The sequence below is a fragment of the Burkholderia pyrrocinia genome, assembly GCF_001028665.1.
Classification (GTDB): domain Bacteria; phylum Pseudomonadota; class Gammaproteobacteria; order Burkholderiales; family Burkholderiaceae; genus Burkholderia; species Burkholderia pyrrocinia.
The window spans coordinates 1,498,070-1,513,557 of record NZ_CP011504.1 but is presented as its reverse complement, the minus strand read 5'-3'; the positions used below and the strand labels follow the sequence as shown (position 1 = coordinate 1,513,557).

Below are 15,488 nucleotides of genomic sequence, written 5' to 3'. Positions count from 1 at the left end.
GAATCGCGTTTTTTGGGGGCGGAATCGGATCGTGCCCAGCGGCCGACGCAAAGAGCCGCATCCGACGCGCACCATCGTGGTGAATCGCGCGGCCGCGCACCAGCCCGCGCGGCTGCCCGCGACCGGGCCGGGCGCCGCGCACCGTATGACGTTACATCCGGTAACCCGTACCGCAGCGCAGCATCCCGTCGCCCGCCCCGGTTTTAAGAATCGCTTAAGTCTTCGACGGCACCATCCGCAACCAGTACCCGATGGTTATCTCGAAAAGGAGGAAAGCGATGAGCGCCGTAGAAGCACCCGCGGGCCGCCAGGCCGCGCCCCCTGCAAAGAAGACGATGCTGCGCCGCCTGCTCAGTCATCACGAAATCGCGACGCTGCTGGTGCTGCTGCACGCACCGATCGGCGCGAACGCCAAAGCCGAATTGCCTGCGCTGCAGGAAGCCGGTCTCGTCGAGATGGTCAAGCTCGACCCCGATACGGCCCCGAGCTTCCGGCTGACCGAAGACGGCACGGCCGTCCTGAAAGGGCTCGGCTACCGCTGAGCCACGGTTTTCCCCGTTTCCCCGCATTGCCCCGATCCCTGCGACGCGCCGGCCCGTCCGGCGTCTCGCGTCACCCCGCCCGCTCCTGCAGCATCAACCGGTATTCCGTCGGCGTCACGCCGACCGTCGCCTTGAACTGGCGCGTGAACGCGCTGTGATCCGTGTAGCCGCATAGCGCCGCGACGTCGGTCACCTTGTCGTGCGTGATGAGCAGCGCGGTAGCCGCATCGAGCCGCGTCTTCAGCAGCACCTGGCGCGGCGTCAGGTGGAACACCTTGTGGAAGTAGCGTTCGAGCTGCGCGACCGACATCCCGGCCATCTGCGCGAGATGCTTCAGGTTCAGCGGCTGCACGTAGTGATCCTGGATGTGCTGGACCACATCGGCGAGCTTGCTGTAGGCCGGATGCGACCCCTCGTGTGCCTTCAGGTCGCGCGAGATGCCCGCGAGGCCGACCACCTTGCCCGCGGCGTCGCGCAGCGGCTCCTTGCAGGTCAGGCACCAGCCCGGCTGGCGGCCCGGATACAGGTGCAGCTCGAGCTGGTCCGTCAGTTGCTGGCCGGCGTTGATCGTCGCCATGTCCTGCTCGAAATAGCTGCGGCCGAAGCGGCGCGGGAACACTTCGTCGGTCGTCTTGCCGAGCAGGTCGCGCTTCTCCTTGTAGCCGCAGCGCATCGCCAGCGTGCGGTTGACGAGCGCGTAGCGGCCGTTCGCATCCTTCACGAAGAACGCGACGTCCGGCAGCGCATCGAACACCGGTTCGAGCAGGCGAAAGTGCGCGAGCATCGCGCCGAGATCGGCGTTGTCGGGCTGGTAGCGCAACGTGTCGGACAGGCTCATGGGCGGTACGGCAAGCAAGGTCGTCATCCCGGCAACCGCGAAGCGAGTGGCAGATGGCGTCGATTATAGGAGCGCCACTTCAATCGCGGCGTGACGATTGCAGCGGCGGGCAAGCTGGCGGCAGCCGCCGCATCGCGACGCCGATCGGCCGGCATCGGCAAGCGACAAACCGTTGCGCGCGCAACGACTGCGCTGCGGGTGCGGCGGCCGGCCGCGAATCCGCTTGCGCCGCCGCATGCAGTCACGCATGCGCCGATGCCGACGTGCCGCATCGGCGCGCCGGCACGGCACGCCCGAATCCCCCATCCTAAAAATGCGGACGTGCAACGTCTTGGCGCGATTGCGCATCCAGCGTGACGATTTCGGCATATATCAGGGTTATCGACGATATGCCGATATCGTCGCCGGCCGCGCACCGAACGCGCAAGACGCGCGCATTTTCGCTATCTAGACTTCGCTTCACGGTCACGAGACGTCATCGCACCGCTGCAGCAATCGGCACGCGCGGCCCGCTCAGGCAACCGTCGCGCACGCCGATTCCTGCACAAGCCGGGCAACGCGCGGCGAGTCGGTACGGCCCTCGCATCGGCCTGCCGACCGAAACGTCTCGCCCGGTTTACCGGCGCCGGCACACTAGCCGGCGGCCCAACCACGCCATCAAGGGGAAGTGAAAGTGAAGCTGAAGGTATCGCACGTCGCGCTGGCCGCTGCCTGCGCACTGTCGGGCGCGCACGCCATCGCCGCCGACGTCGTCAAGATCGGTTTCGCCGCACCGCTGACCGGCCCGCAGTCGAACTACGGCTCGGACATGCAGAAGGGCGTGCAGCTCGCGATCGCCGACTTCAACGCGACGCGTCCGACGATCGGCGGCAAGCCCGTCACGTTCCAGCTCGACTCGCAGGACGACCAGGCCGACCCGCGCACGGGCACGACCGTCGCGCAGCGGCTGATCGACGACAACGTCCGCGGGATCATCGGCCACTTCAACTCGGGCACCAGCATTCCGGCGTCCGACCTGTACGATCGCGCGGGGCTGCCGCAGATCTCGATGGCAACGTCGCCGCAATACACGGCGCGCGGCTACAAGACGACCTACCGGCTGCTGACGAGCGACGCGCAAGCGGGCCGCATCGTCGGCACGTACGCGGTGAAGACGCTGCGCTTCAAGCGCATCGCGATCATCGACGACCGCACGGCGTACGGCCAGGGCATCGCCGACGAATTCGCGAAGGCCGTGGAGGCGGCGGGCGGCACGATCGTCAAGCGCGACTTCACGAACGACAAGGCGCTCGATTTCTCGGCGATCCTGACCAACCTGAAGGGCGTCAATCCGGACGCGGTCTTCTACGGCGGCGGCGACGCGCAATCGTCGCCGATGATCCGCAAGATGCGCCAGCTCGGGATGAAGTCGGCGTTCGTGACGGGTGAGATGTCGCGCTCGCCGACGTTCCTGAAGGTCGGCGGCGACGCGACCGAAGGCGCGATCGTGTACATGGGCGGACTGCCGAAGGAAAAGATGCCGGGCTTCGCCGGCTACGCGGCACGCTACAAGGCGCGCTTCAACGAAGACGTGATCACGTATTCGCCGTACTCGTATGACGGCACGATCGCGCTGCTCACCGCGATGAAGGACGCGAACTCGACCGACCCGAAGGTGTACACGCCGTATCTCGGCAAGGTGTCGGTCAAGGGCGTGTCGGCCCCCAGCATCGCGTACGACACGAAGGGCGACCTGAAGGATGCGCCGGTCACGATCTACAAGGTCGAGCACGGCACGTTCAAGCCGGTCGATACGATCGCCGGCAACTGATACGCGAGACCTGCCCCGCGCGGCGCGCAAGCGGCTCACCGGCCGCCCGCGCCGCGCGCGCTTCGGCTGCACGGTCCGAAGCGTTCGTCGGCGCGCACCCGCGCGCGCGCATTTCGCGCTCCTGTAGAATCCCCCCACCCGCTTTGACGCTTCGTCTGCGCCGCGCCCCATCCCGGTGCGGCGGTACGTGTTTCGTGCCCTATCCGGCACCCGGCACGCTTCGACGACGCAAGCCGCGCCTTGTCAGTCCATGCCGATAGCGGGCCCTGGAGACGCAGCACCGACAACAACATTCGAAAACCGATCGTCCTGACCATGCAAGCTTCCGAATTGAGCGGCGTGCCTCGCGCCGCCGAACGCGCGCTCACGCGCGGCGACTATAAAACCCTTGGCCTTGCCGCACTCGGCGGTGCCCTCGAGTTCTACGACTTCATCATCTTCGTGTTCTTCGCACCGGCGATAGGGCAGTTGTTCTTCCCGCACGACATTCCCGACTGGCTGCGCCAGTTGCAGACGTTCGGCATCTTCGCGGCCGGCTATCTCGCGCGCCCGCTCGGCGGCGTGATCATGGCGCACTTCGGCGACCTGTTCGGCCGCAAGCGGATGTTCACGCTGAGCGTGCTGATGATGTCCGTGCCGACGCTGCTGATGGGCCTGCTGCCGACCTACGACTCGATCGGCATCCTCGCGCCGGTATTGCTGCTGCTGTTCCGCGTGCTGCAGGGCGCGGCGGTCGGCGGCGAAGTGCCGGGCGCGTGGGTGTTCGTGTCCGAGCATGTGCCGTCGCGTCATATCGGCTATGCCTGCGGCACGCTGACCGCAGGCCTCACGGCCGGCATCCTGCTCGGCTCGCTCGTCGCCGCCGGCATCAACAGCCGTTACTCGACCGCCGAAGTCGGTGCGTTCGCATGGCGCATCCCGTTCCTGCTCGGCGGCGTGTTCGGGCTGTTCTCCGTGTACCTGCGCCGCTGGCTGCATGAAACGCCGGTGTTCGCCGAGATGAAGGCGAAGAAGGCGCTCGCGGCCGAGATTCCGCTGAAGGCCGTGCTGCGCGACCACGGCCGTGCGGTGATCGTGTCGATGCTGCTCACGTGGATGCTGTCTGCAGCGATCGTCGTCGTGATCCTGATGACGCCCGCGCTGCTGCAGAAGCAGTTCCACCTGACGCCCGCGACGACGCTGTTCGCGAACAGCGTCGCGACGCTGTGCCTGACGGCCGGCTGCATCACCGCGGGTTCGCTCGCGGGCTGGATCGGCGCGAAGCGCGTGCTCGGCATCGGCGGCCTCGGGCTCGCCGCGTGCTACTACCTGCTGTTCGTGCAGGTCGCGGCCGACGCGTCGACGCTGCCGCTCTACTACGGGATCGCGGGCTTCATGGTCGGCACGATCGGCGCGGTGCCGTTCGTGATGGTCAAGAGCTTCCCGGCCGTCGTGCGCTTCTCGGGCATCTCGTTCTCATACAACGTCGCATACGCGATCTTCGGCGGCCTCACGCCGGTGATCGTGTCGCTGATGATGAAGTCGAATCCGCTCGCGCCGGTCGTGTACGTCGCGGCGATCTGCGTGCTCGGCGCGATCGCCGTGCAGTTCTCGAAAGATGCGAAGGACGTGAAGGGCACGCACTGAACGCTGGCGCACGCGCCCGTTCCATGAACAAAGGGCCGAATCCCGCGGGATTCGGCCCTTTTGTTTTGCTTCAGCGCAACGGCGCGCGTGCGATCAGCGCAGGCCGCCGTACGACGAACTCGGACGACGCAGGCCGTCGATGCTCGCGCCGCCGGCACCGGTGACGAACAGCAGCAGGAAACCGCCGGCGATCGAGATGTTCTTCCAGAAGTGGATCACCATCTCGTGCTGGACCGCGGCGTCCGTCGCGTCCCAGAAATTGTGCCCGACCATCGCGGTCGCAACCGTATAGAACGCCATCAGCAGCGCGAGCGGCTTCACCTTGTAGCCGACGATCAGCAGCAGGCCGCCAAGCCCCTCGATCGCGACGACGATCGGCCCGATGACCTGCGGATACGGCACGTTCAGCCCATGCAGGTAACCGACGAAATCGCTGTAGCCGAGCAGCTTCATCACGCCGCCCCACAAGAACAACGCCGCCAGTGCCAGGCGCGCGAAAAAAATGACGCCGGAATCGACGGAACGCGTCATGCCTCTCTCCTCGTATGCAATTCGGCCGGCCGCACGGGGCGTGCCCGTGAAGCTCAGGGGCCGCGCGGCCCTGCTGGGCCTGCGGCAAATGGGCCAGCATAGAGGGTCTTTCGGCCGGGTCCAAGAAAAAGGTTGTAGCAAATCTTTACACGGCGGCGGCCGCGCAGCCGGCGGTGCCGGCACGAAAAAGGCGTTTAGCCCGCGTCGCTCAACAGCACGCCTTTCTTGAAGATGAAGCAGCCGTAGCCGCGCAGCTCGCCGGTGACGATCACCGCGTACACCTGCTGCGCGCGCTCGTAGAACGCGAAACGCTCGATGCCCGTGAGCGGCACCGCACGCCCTTCCGCGCGGTCGATCTCGGCCTGCACCTCGCGCTGCACCGGCGGCACCGCGGCCGCGTCGCCGACGACTTCCATCCGCCACGCCGGCGTGTCGACGTAGGTGTCGAGCGGCAGCACCGACAGCACCGCACGCGCGACGCGCGCCGAATCGGCCCCGTCGATCCGCAGCGCGCGGCCGACCACCGTGTGCTCCGCGACGGATTCCGCCGGGAAATTCGCGTCGCAGATCGCGACTTCGTCACCGTGGCCCATCGCGCGCAGCGCGTGCAGGATATCGGCGTGCAGCAGCGGGTCGAGATTCTTCAGCATGTGGGATTGTCTCCGGGATCAGGAACGAATGCGTAACGTTACCCGATCCCGGTGGCAGCTGCGCATGCGTCGCTCGCTTTACGACGCCGCGGCCGGCATTTCGTCGATGAAACCCGTGACCGACGCGAGACGGCCCGACGCGTCGACCGTGCCGAAGTCCGAGCCCTTCACGATCGCCGCGCCGTCGGGCGACACGAGCGCCCACGAGAACCGCAGGTGCTGACCGAACGCGTCGACGTCGGTCGTGCGGCGGAAGCGGTATGCAGGGAAGCGCGCCTGCACGGCCGCGATCATCGTGTCGATACCCGCGTGGCCGTCGCCGGCCATCAGCGGATCGCGATAGGCCGCGTCGCTCGCGTAGGTCGCATCGATCAGCGCGCGGCGACGCGCGACGTCGGCTTCGTTCCATGCGTCGAAGTAGCGGTCGATCAGGTCGGCGTGGGCGGACTGTGCGGATTGGGCAGTATTCATGGCGAGGCTCCTTGTATCGATGAGGGGACGATGCCGCGAACGTTTCGTGTCCGCGTGCCGCTATCGTCGCCGGCCTCGCGCGGGCGGTCGATTACGTGCGAGGTAAGGAATTCGTGCCGGCCGCGTACGGCACGCATGCGCCGAATCGCGAGCCCGCCGCCGCAATGAAAACGGGCGCCCGAAGGCGCCCGCATCGTCTGCCGTCACCACCGCGCGCGTCAGGTCACCGGCGCCGGATTGAACAGCGTCAGCGCATTCGCGAGCTTCCATTGCTCGGCCCACGTGCGGCGCTTGCCGCTCGCGACGTCGAGCATCAGCCGGAACAGCTCCCAGCCCACGTCCTCGATCGTGGCCGCGCCGGTCGCGATCTGCCCCGCGTCGAGATCCATCAAATCATGCCAGCGGCGCGCGAGATCGCTGCGCGTCGCGACCTTGATCACCGGCACCTGCGCGAGACCGTACGGCGTGCCGCGACCGGTCGTGAACACGTGCAGGTTCATTCCCGCCGCGAGTTGCAGCGTGCCGCAGATGAAGTCGCTCGCGGGCGTCGCCGCATACAGCAGCCCCTTCTGCCGCGCGCGATCGCCGGGTCGCACGACGCCGGCGATCGGCGCGCTGCCCGACTTCACGATCGAGCCCATCGCCTTCTCGACGATGTTCGACAGGCCGCCCTTCTTGTTGCCGGGCGTCGTGTTCGCGCTGCGGTCGACGCGGCCGCGCTGCAGGTAGCGGTCGTACCAGTCCATCTCGCGAATGATGTCGCGTGCAATATCCTCGTTCGCCGCGCGCGACGTGAGCTGCGCGACGCCGTCGCGCACTTCCGTCACCTCGGAGAACATGATCGTCGCACCCGCGCGCACGAGCAGGTCGGCCGCGAAGCCGACAGCCGGGTTCGCGGTGAGCCCCGAAAACGCGTCGCTGCCACCGCACTGCACGCCGACGACGAGGTCCGCCGCGGGGCACGTCTCGCGGCGGCGGCGGTTCAGCCGCTCGAGATGCGCTTCGGCCATCTTCATGATCGAGTCGATCATCGAGTTGAAGCCGACGTGCGCGGCGTCCTGCAGACACACGACGCCGCCGTTGTCGGTCGCGCCGTCGGCGGCCACCGGAATCGTGCCGGGCGGCAGCAAGCGCTCGGGCTGCAGCTTCTCGCAGCCGAGGCTCACGGTCATCACCTCGCCGCCGAAGTTCGGGTTCAGGCTGATGTTGCGCAGCGTGCGGATCGGGATGTCGGCGTCGGGCGCATCGATCGCGACGCCGCAGCCGTACGTATGCTCGAGCCCGACCACGTCGTCGACGTTCGGGTAGCGCGGCAGCAGCTCGGCCTTGATCCGCTTCACCGCATGTTCGACGACGCCCGACACGCACTGCACGGTCGTCGTGATCGCGAGGATGTTGCGCGTGCCGACCGAGCCGTCGGCATTGCGGAAGCCCTCGAACGTATAGCCTTCGAGCGGCGCCAGCGGCGGTGCGGCACGCGTCGCGAGCGGCAGGTCGTCGAGCCCCGGCGGCTCGGGCATGCGCATCGTGCGTTCGTTGACCCAGCTGCCGCGCCGCAGGTCGGTCAGCGCATAGCCGATCACCACGTTGTAGCGGACGATCGGGTCGCCGGCCGCAAGGTCGGCCAACGCGACCTTGTGCCCCTGCGGCACGCCTTCGCGCAGCGTCAGCCCGTCGGCGAACGTCGCGCCTTCGCGCAGGCCGCCGTCGTTGACGACGATCGCGACGTTGTCGTCCGGGTGCACACGGATGTAGAGAGGGGAAGCAGTCATTGGAATTCCTGGAAGCGACCGGTCATATCGTTAGTCATCATACGACACTCACCCCCAACCGGCGATGCTGCGTAAACCCTTATCCGGAAAGACCCTACTATCGAACCGCCAGCAAACCGCTTGCGCCACCTTTGCCCTCGTTGTACGATGACATACAACGACATCGCCAAAGTGGCACGTATGCCGTTCCCGACGAACCCAGCACTCGCGCTAGACGGACGACCCCAACCATGACTTCACCGCAAGAACTCAAACAGATCATCTCCCACGGCCTGCTGTCGTTTCCGCTGACCGACTTCGACGCCGACGGCAACTTCCGCCCGACCACCTATGCCGAGCGCCTCGAATGGCTGGCGCCGTATGGCGCGAGCGCGCTGTTCGCGGCCGGCGGCACCGGTGAATTCTTCTCGCTCACGCAGCGCGAGTATTCGGACGTGATCCGCGTCGCGACGGAAACCTGCAAGGGCAAGGTGCCGATCCTCGCCGGCGCGGGCGGTGCGACGCGCGTCGCGATCGAATATGCGCAGGAAGCCGAGCGCCTCGGCGCGAGCGGCGTGCTGCTGATGCCGCACTACCTGACCGAAGCGAGCCAGGAAGGGATCGCCGACCACGTCGAGCAGGTGTGCCGCGCGCTGAAGATCGGCGTCGTGGTGTACAACCGCGCGAATTCGAAGCTGAACGCCGACATGCTCGAGCGCCTCGCCGACCGTTGCCCGAACCTGATCGGCTTCAAGGACGGCGTCGGCGAGATCGAGAGCATGGTCACGATCCGCCGCCGCCTCGGCGACCGGTTCGCCTACCTCGGCGGCCTGCCGACGGCCGAAGTCTATGCGGCCGCATACAAGGCGCTCGGCGTGCCGGTGTACTCGTCGGCCGTGTTCAACTTCATCCCGAAGACGGCGATGGATTTCTACGAAGCGATCGCGAAGGACGACCACGCGACGGTCGGCCGCCTGATCGACGATTTCTTCCTGCCGTACCTGAAGATCCGCAATCGCCGCGCGGGTTATGCGGTCAGCATCGTGAAGGCGGGTGCGAAGCTCGTCGGCCACGACGCGGGCCCCGTGCGCGCGCCGCTCGTCGACCTCACCGAGGCCGAAGCCGCGGAGCTCGATGTGCTGATCAAGAAGATGGGCCCGCAGTAAGAGCGGGTATGACCGGCGTGGCGCCGTTATCGGCGCCGCGGCCGGCTGTTGTTGCGCCGCGCGCCGGTTTGACCCTGTCGCGGCCCCGTTTGTATCGGCCACTGCGCACGCATCCGCCGCGATGCGTGCCGCCTCCGCCGCAGCGCTCCGCCGCTCCGCCCGACGCCGCCCACTTCGCGGGCCGGCCCTCCCCGTCACATCTGCGCGATGATCCCGACGATCCGGTAGCGCACGTTCCCCAGCTTGACCCGCGTTGTCTCGATCTGGTCCTGCGCGCCCGTACGCGCACGCGCCTTCGATTCGCCGTCGAGAATCTGTCCGAGCACGTCGCGGTCGACGACCGCATCGAAGAACCGGCCGACCGTGATCGTCGCCGACTGCTTCGCGGTCGCGAGCTGGCTGTTCGCCTGCGTCAGCGCTTCGGCGCGCAGGCCCTGGTCGCGTTCGTCGATGCTGCGCCGGTATTGGAGCGCGAACACCAGCGCTTCCATGTCCTGCCGGAAACGGCGAACGGCCTGCCCGAACACGAGCGAATGCGCGTCGGCGCCCGTGACGAGCCGCCCCTGGTTGATCGTCACGTCGAACTCGCTGCCGCCCAGGTCGCGCTGGAATTCCAGCAGCGCATTCGCGAGCACGCGCCCTTCGCTGTATTGGCCGATCTGGGTGCGCACGGATTTCGCGACGTCGCCGATCGCTTTCCACAATCCGGCCGCGAACAGGTGATCGCCACGCTTGTTGATGTTCATTGGAGGGTTCCCTCGTTGTCTTTTGTCGGTCTCTCAGGCTCGCCCGCGGACCGCATGGTCCGGGGCTCCGCTACTGTAGGAGAAATTCCGGCGACGCGGAAGGCGGCAAGATCGACGGCAGCCTGGCGCACCCGGTGCTGCCGCTCACCCCGCCCACTGACCCGACGAGATCGGCGGCACGAACGCCCGCCATGCAAAAAGGCGGAAGCGGCCCACCGGCCACTTCCGCCTTTCTGTTTTTCCGCCCCGGCGCACCGGCCGCCGGGGATCGCGCCCTCAGTCGATCCGGCCCGTCACTCCGCCTTCCCGTCCCGCAGGCGCGGAATCGCGAGCGGATTGCGCTCCTGCAGCCCTTCGGGCAGCAGGTCGTCCGGGAAGTCCTGGTAGCACACGGGCCGCAGGAAGCGCTCGATCGCCGTCGCGCCGACCGACGTGACGGCCGGGTTCGACGTCGCGGGGAACGGCCCGCCGTGCACCATCGCATCGCACACCTCGACGCCGGTCGGATAACCGTTGACGAGCAGGCGCCCGGCCTTGCGTTCGAGGATCGGCAGCAGCCGGCGCGCGAGCGGCTTGTCGTCGGCGTCCATTTGCAGCGTGGCCGTCAACTGGCCTTCGAGCGCGTCGAGCACGCGCGCGACTTCGTCGAGATCGCGGCAGCGCACGACCAGCGACGCCGGCCCGAACACCTCGTGGCTGAACGCCGGCTCGGCCAGGAACGCCTGCGCGCCGACTTCGTACAGCGCGCCGCCCGCCTGGCATTCGGTCTGCGCGGCCTCGCCCGCACCGATTTCGCGCACGCCCGGCAGTTCGGCCAGCTTGCCGCGGCCGTTGCGATACGCATCGGCGATGCCGCGCGTGAGCATCACGCCGGCCGGCTTCTTCGCGAGCGCCTGCGCGGCGACGGCTTCGAAGCGGTCGAGGTCGGGGCCGTCGATCGCGAGCACGAGGCCGGGATTCGTACAGAACTGGCCGACGCCGAGCGTCAGCGAATCGACGAAGCCCGTCGCGATCGCGTCGCCGCGCGCGGCGAGCGCGGCCGGGAACAGCACGACCGGGTTGATGCTGCTCATTTCCGCGTAGACGGGAATCGGCTGCGGACGCGCGTTCGCAAGCTGCACGAGCGCCATGCCGCCCTGCCGCGAACCCGTGAAGCCGACGGCCTGGATCGCCGGATGGCTGACGAGCGCGGCACCCGTCACGCGGCCGGGGCCGATCAGCAGCGAGAACACGCCGGCCGGCATCCCGCATTTCGCGACAGCGGCGCGGATTGCGCGACCGACCAGCTCGGACGTGCCGAGGTGGGCCTCGTGCCCCTTCACGATGACCGGGCAGCCGGCCGCGAGCGCCGACGCCGTATCGCCGCCGGCCACCGAGAACGCGAGCGGGAAGTTGCTCGCGCCGAACACGGCGACGGGCCCGAGCCCGACCTTCTGCAGACGCAGGTCCGAGCGCGGCAGCGGCGTGCGCGCGGGCTGCGCGGGATCGATCGACGCGGCGAGGAAGCGCCCGTCGCGCACGACGCGCGCGAACAACCGGAGCTGGCCGACGGTGCGGCCGCGCTCGCCCTGCAGCCGCGCGACGGGCAGGCCCGTTTCGGCGTGCGCACGCTCGATCAGCGCATCGCCGAGCGCGACGATTTCATCCGCGATCGCGTCGAGAAACGCCGCGCGGGCCGCGAGCGGCTGCGCGCGGTACGCATCGAACGCGTCGCGCGCGAGCTCGCACGCGCGGTCGACGTCGGCCTGCGTCGCGACGCCGAACGCCGGCGCATCGATCGGCGCGCCCTTCGTCGGGTCGAACGCGAGCAAGGGTCCGGCCGAGCCGGTCACCGCTTCGGCGCCGATCAGCATCTCTCCTGTCAGTTGCATGGGGTGTGCTCCGTGGTTCGGGAATGATGGGTTCATTGTAGCTCAACAGATACGATGTCTGCCGACACGATTTCGCGATTCATGCTGATCGTCGATCTTGCCACACTATGCGTGAATCCCTTACTCATTCAGTCTATGCCCAAATTTTGACCACTTTTCGCTGCACTTCAAAGGGAAAACCCGAGGTTTCTGAGCTCGACCAACCCTCATAAACTTCCGCTCATGTCATACGACGACGTACATTAACATGCCCAATCAGACCACCCCTCGGGATCTTCCGATCGACCTCGCGCGCACCGCGCGCCGGACCGCCGTGCGCTACTGGATCCTGGCGATGCTGTTCGTCGTCACGACGCTCAACTACGCGGACCGCGCGACGCTGTCGATCACCGGCACGCCGATCCGCAAGGCGTTCGGCATCGATCCGGTGACAATGGGCTACATCTTCTCGGCGTTCAGCTGGGCGTACGTGCTCGCGCAACTGCCGAGCGGCTGGCTGCTCGACCGCTTCGGCGCGCGGCGCGTGTATGCGGCGAGCATCTTCCTGTGGTCGGCGTTCACATTGCTGCAGAGCACGATCGGCCTCGGCGGCAGCGCCGCGTTCGCGGTCGCCGCGCTGTTCGCGATGCGCTTTGCGGTCGGCATCGCCGAAGCGCCAGCGTTCCCCGCCAATGCGAAGGTCGTCGCGAGCTGGTTCCCGACCGCCGAGCGCGGCACCGCGTCGGCAATCTTCAACGCCGCGCAGTATTTCGCGGCCGTCGTGTTCTCGCCGCTGATGGCGTGGCTCACGCATGCGTATGGCTGGCACCAGGTGTACCTGTGGCTCGGCCTCGCGGGCATCGCGCTCGCGTTCCTGTGGCTGCGCGTCATGAAGGATCCGGCCGACCATCCCGCCGTGAACCGCGCGGAACTCGACCATATCGAGCAGGGCGGCGGCCTCGTTCGGTCGAAGTCACGCGGCACCGGTACGGCGTCCGAAGGCAGCCGCGTCGCCGGCTGGTACTACGTGCGCCAGCTTCTGTCGAACCGGATGCTGATCGGCGTCTATCTCGGCCAGTACTGCGTGAACGTGCTCACGTACTTCTTCCTCACGTGGTTCCCGATCTACCTCGTGCAGGCGCGCGGGATGTCGCTGCTGAAGGCCGGCTTCATGACGTCGCTGCCGGCAATCTGCGGGTTCCTCGGCGGTGTGCTCGGCGGGATGCTGTCGGACGCGCTGATCCGCCGCGGCGTGTCGCTGACGCTCGCGCGCAAGATTCCGATCGTCGGCGGGATGGCGCTGTCGATGGTCATCATCGGCTGCAATTACGTCGACAGCGAAGCGCTCGTGATCGTACTGATGGCCGTGTCGTTCTTCGGCAAGGGGATCGGCTCGCTCGGCTGGGCCGTGGTCGCGGACACCGCGCCGAAGGAAGCGATCGGCCTGTCGGGCAGCCTGTTCAACATGTTCGGCAACACGGCCGGCATCGTCGCGCCGATCGCGATCGGCTACCTCGTCGGCGCGAGCGGCTCGTTCAACGGCGCGCTCGTGTTCGTCGGGCTGAACGCGCTCGTCACCGTATTCAGCTATCTCGTGATCGTGAAGGACATCAGGCGCGTCGAGCTGCGTCATCGCGACGCTTGAGCTTCAGCGGAAAAGGAAGGAAGACGACGGCGGCCGCGTAAAAGCGGCCGCCGTTTTTGCGTCAGGTCGCGGAATGCGCGACGCGCAGCATGTCGTGCACGCCGGACGTCATCAGCGCGAGGAACGCGAGCAGGCCGACATAGCAAAGCGCGTACGTCGTCTTCGTCTCGATCGACGTCGCGTAGTACACGCGGTTCTCCGGCGCGTCGGGATCGTAGCGCCACGCGCGCTTCAACTGCGGCAGCGCGAGGATCGCCATCACGATCAGCAGCGGGCTCGGGCGATACACGAACAGCGCGATCAGCACCGGCACGCCAGCAAACCAGACGCGCGGCGACAGCACCGCGGTGATCCGCCCGCCGTCGAACGGCGACAGCGGAATCATGTTGAACAGGTTCAGGAAGAAGCCCGTATACGACAGCGCGAGCAGCAGGTTGCTGTCGTAGTGGCGCGCGGCCGCGTAGCAGGCCAGCGCGCCGAGCGTGCCGACGAACGGCCCGGCGAGCCCGACATACGCTTCGGTTTCCGCGTCGTGCGGCATCTCCTTCAGCTGGATCCATGCGCCGACGAACGGGATGAACGTCGGCAGCCCGACGTCGAGCCCGCGCCGCTGCGCGGCCAGGTAGTGGCCGGCCTCGTGCACCAGCAGCAGCGCGACGAAACCGGCCGCGAACCGCCAGCCGTAGAACAGCGCGTAGACCGCGATCGACGCCAGCATGGTGCCCGCCGAAACGAGCACCTTGCCGAGCTTGAGGCCGCCGAAAATCAGCAGCAGCAGCTTCGTCATTCCTTGCGCTCCGCGCCGGAGACGTCGGACGCATCGGCGACGGCCGGCACCGCGGCCGCCTTCGGCTTGCGCCCGAAGAAGCGCTTCAGCGCCGCGCCGCCGGCCAGCAGCGCGACCGCGCCGATCTTGAAGAACTTCACCGCGAACGCGCCGATCAGCGCGAGCAGGCCGAGCTTCTTCGCGCCGACGCCGACGATCAGCGCCGCGAGGCCGTACTCGGCGACGTGGTCGGTCGACTTGTTGAAATCGGCGTAGCGCTTGCCGTCGTTGAAGCTGATGTTCGACAGCAGGTCGTCGGCCGACGCCTTGTACTTCGGCAGATCGGCCAGCGTCGACGCCATCGTCAGCGACAGGTAGCCGTCGCGGCCGAGCACGAGCGTCCGGTAGTTCACGCCGTCGTTCTGGGCGTTCGGCGCCGCGCCCTTGTCGCGGATGATCGCGGACCACACGAGCCGGTGCGTGGCCGCGTCGTACGCGGGCGCCTTCGCCCAGCCGACCACCTCGGTTTCGGGCAGGCCGCGCTCCTTGCGCGCCGGGTTGTTTTCCTCGGTGCCGGCCTGCAGGCTCTTCAGCAGGTCGTCGGGCTTCCAGTCCTTCGCGTCGTCGTCGCGGATGTAGCCGCTCGGCTCGAACGACACGACCGAGATCCAGTCGGCGTCCGGATCGTCGGGCAGCACGAGGCCGACCAGCTTCGATTCGTCGACCGAGTTGCCCATCGAGCGCAGGTAGCGGCCGGCTTCGGCGGCCGGCACGAACGACTCGCCGGCCTTCAGCTTCAGTACGGCTTCATGCTTCACGTCGATGTCGGTCGGCCCCTTCACGACGGCCTCGTTGGCGGCCGCGGCGGCGGCCCTCATTTCCACCTGCGCAGCTTCGGTCTGCGCATGGCCGCTGGTCGCGGCGAGTGCAAGCGTCGCCACGCAGGCGAGCCGGACGGCAAGTTTTTTCATTTTCATTGTCGGATTCCCCTGGAATGCCTTGTTTTGAACGTGCACGACCCGGCCCATGCGTTGTCGTCGCGGGTCCGGCGTCGCCTCTCAGTTGGCACGGGGGCTATGGTAACGCAGCGCCGGGA

The 15,488-nt window shown here is 67.6% G+C and carries 14 protein-coding genes; 5 read left to right on the top strand and 9 right to left on the bottom strand.

The genetic code is table 11. The features are described 5' to 3' along the window. Positions 1-278: 278 nt before the first annotated feature. Positions 279-542 (top strand): hypothetical protein, encoded by a 264-nt coding sequence (locus ABD05_RS23035; protein ID WP_034181781.1) that lies wholly within the window; start codon positions 279-281, stop codon positions 540-542. Positions 543-612: 70 nt separating this feature from the next. Here ABD05_RS23035 and ABD05_RS23030 read toward each other — a convergent pair whose 3' ends face one another. Further along, the gene (locus ABD05_RS23030) at positions 613-1,407 is read right to left on the bottom strand and encodes an AraC family transcriptional regulator (RefSeq protein WP_047902369.1); all 795 of its coding nucleotides are present in this window, start codon (positions 1,405-1,407) and stop codon (positions 613-615) included. Positions 1,408-2,053: 646 nt separating this feature from the next. On the opposite strand from ABD05_RS23030, the gene ABD05_RS23020 reads away from it, so the two are divergent. Then, a complete protein-coding gene (locus tag ABD05_RS23020) occupies positions 2,054-3,190 on the top strand; it encodes a branched-chain amino acid ABC transporter substrate-binding protein (RefSeq protein WP_082146199.1) in 1,137 nt (378 codons plus the stop codon). A gap of 315 nt (positions 3,191-3,505) precedes the next feature. Beyond that, entirely contained in the window at positions 3,506-4,816 is a 1,311-nt protein-coding gene (locus tag ABD05_RS23015; RefSeq protein WP_047902368.1) for an MFS transporter, read from the top strand. Between the two features lie 93 nt (positions 4,817-4,909). Here ABD05_RS23015 and ABD05_RS23010 read toward each other — a convergent pair whose 3' ends face one another. From ABD05_RS23010 to garD, 4 genes are all read right to left on the bottom strand, one after another. Continuing rightward, positions 4,910-5,347 (bottom strand): DoxX family protein, encoded by a 438-nt coding sequence (locus ABD05_RS23010; RefSeq protein WP_047902367.1) that lies wholly within the window; start codon positions 5,345-5,347, stop codon positions 4,910-4,912. Positions 5,348-5,541: 194 nt separating this feature from the next. Further along, entirely contained in the window at positions 5,542-5,997 is a 456-nt protein-coding gene (locus ABD05_RS23005) for an RbsD/FucU family protein (protein WP_047902366.1), read from the bottom strand. A 78-nt stretch (positions 5,998-6,075) separates the two neighbouring features. After that, positions 6,076-6,468: a nuclear transport factor 2 family protein gene (locus ABD05_RS23000; protein WP_047902365.1), complete on the bottom strand. Its 393-nt coding sequence runs from the start codon at positions 6,466-6,468 to the stop codon at positions 6,076-6,078. A 218-nt stretch (positions 6,469-6,686) separates the two neighbouring features. Then, complete coding sequence (gene garD, locus ABD05_RS22995) at positions 6,687-8,240, bottom strand: galactarate dehydratase (protein WP_047902364.1); 1,554 nt, start codon at positions 8,238-8,240, stop codon at positions 6,687-6,689. Positions 8,241-8,470: 230 nt separating this feature from the next. Here garD and kdgD point away from each other — a divergent pair, with 230 nt between their 5' ends. Continuing rightward, entirely contained in the window at positions 8,471-9,385 is a 915-nt protein-coding gene (kdgD, locus tag ABD05_RS22990; RefSeq protein WP_047902363.1) for a 5-dehydro-4-deoxyglucarate dehydratase, read from the top strand. 194 nt (positions 9,386-9,579) lie between these two features. Here kdgD and ABD05_RS22985 read toward each other — a convergent pair whose 3' ends face one another. Both ABD05_RS22985 and ABD05_RS22980 read right to left on the bottom strand, forming a co-directional pair. Further along, the gene (locus ABD05_RS22985) at positions 9,580-10,131 is read right to left on the bottom strand and encodes a hypothetical protein (protein ID WP_047902362.1); all 552 of its coding nucleotides are present in this window, start codon (positions 10,129-10,131) and stop codon (positions 9,580-9,582) included. A gap of 293 nt (positions 10,132-10,424) precedes the next feature. Further along, entirely contained in the window at positions 10,425-12,002 is a 1,578-nt protein-coding gene (locus ABD05_RS22980) for an aldehyde dehydrogenase (NADP(+)) (protein ID WP_047902361.1), read from the bottom strand. Positions 12,003-12,249: 247 nt separating this feature from the next. On the opposite strand from ABD05_RS22980, the gene ABD05_RS22975 reads away from it, so the two are divergent. Beyond that, entirely contained in the window at positions 12,250-13,626 is a 1,377-nt protein-coding gene (locus ABD05_RS22975) for an MFS transporter (protein ID WP_047902360.1), read from the top strand. Positions 13,627-13,687: 61 nt separating this feature from the next. Here the strand turns inward: ABD05_RS22975 and ABD05_RS22970 are convergent, their stop codons facing one another. Both ABD05_RS22970 and ABD05_RS22965 read right to left on the bottom strand, forming a co-directional pair. After that, positions 13,688-14,413, bottom strand: coding sequence for a site-2 protease family protein (locus ABD05_RS22970; RefSeq protein WP_047902359.1), 726 nt, complete (start codon positions 14,411-14,413; stop codon positions 13,688-13,690). Next, entirely contained in the window at positions 14,410-15,363 is a 954-nt protein-coding gene (locus ABD05_RS22965; RefSeq protein ID WP_047903743.1) for a DUF2167 domain-containing protein, read from the bottom strand. The genes ABD05_RS22970 and ABD05_RS22965 overlap by 4 nt, the downstream gene beginning before the upstream one ends. Positions 15,364-15,488 lie beyond the last annotated feature (125 nt).

Excerpts from the sequence above, each read along its gene's own strand:
- ABD05_RS23035 (WP_034181781.1), top strand. The coding sequence starts at position 279 with ATGAGCGCCGTAGAAGCACCCGCGGGCCGCCAGGCCGCGCCCCCTGCA.
- ABD05_RS23030 (WP_047902369.1), bottom strand. The coding sequence starts at position 1,407 with ATGACGACCTTGCTTGCCGTACCGCCCATGAGCCTGTCCGACACGTTG.
- ABD05_RS23015 (WP_047902368.1), top strand. The coding sequence starts at position 3,506 with ATGCAAGCTTCCGAATTGAGCGGCGTGCCTCGCGCCGCCGAACGCGCG.
- ABD05_RS23010 (WP_047902367.1), bottom strand. The coding sequence starts at position 5,347 with ATGACGCGTTCCGTCGATTCCGGCGTCATTTTTTTCGCGCGCCTGGCA.
- ABD05_RS23005 (WP_047902366.1), bottom strand. The coding sequence starts at position 5,997 with ATGCTGAAGAATCTCGACCCGCTGCTGCACGCCGATATCCTGCACGCG.
- ABD05_RS23000 (WP_047902365.1), bottom strand. The coding sequence starts at position 6,468 with ATGAATACTGCCCAATCCGCACAGTCCGCCCACGCCGACCTGATCGAC.
- garD (WP_047902364.1), bottom strand. The coding sequence starts at position 8,240 with ATGACTGCTTCCCCTCTCTACATCCGTGTGCACCCGGACGACAACGTC.
- kdgD (WP_047902363.1), top strand. The coding sequence starts at position 8,471 with ATGACTTCACCGCAAGAACTCAAACAGATCATCTCCCACGGCCTGCTG.
- ABD05_RS22985 (WP_047902362.1), bottom strand. The coding sequence starts at position 10,131 with ATGAACATCAACAAGCGTGGCGATCACCTGTTCGCGGCCGGATTGTGG.
- ABD05_RS22980 (WP_047902361.1), bottom strand. The coding sequence starts at position 12,002 with ATGCAACTGACAGGAGAGATGCTGATCGGCGCCGAAGCGGTGACCGGC.
- ABD05_RS22975 (WP_047902360.1), top strand. The coding sequence starts at position 12,250 with ATGCCCAATCAGACCACCCCTCGGGATCTTCCGATCGACCTCGCGCGC.
- ABD05_RS22970 (WP_047902359.1), bottom strand. The coding sequence starts at position 14,413 with ATGACGAAGCTGCTGCTGCTGATTTTCGGCGGCCTCAAGCTCGGCAAG.
- ABD05_RS22965 (WP_047903743.1), bottom strand. The coding sequence starts at position 15,363 with ATGAAAAAACTTGCCGTCCGGCTCGCCTGCGTGGCGACGCTTGCACTC.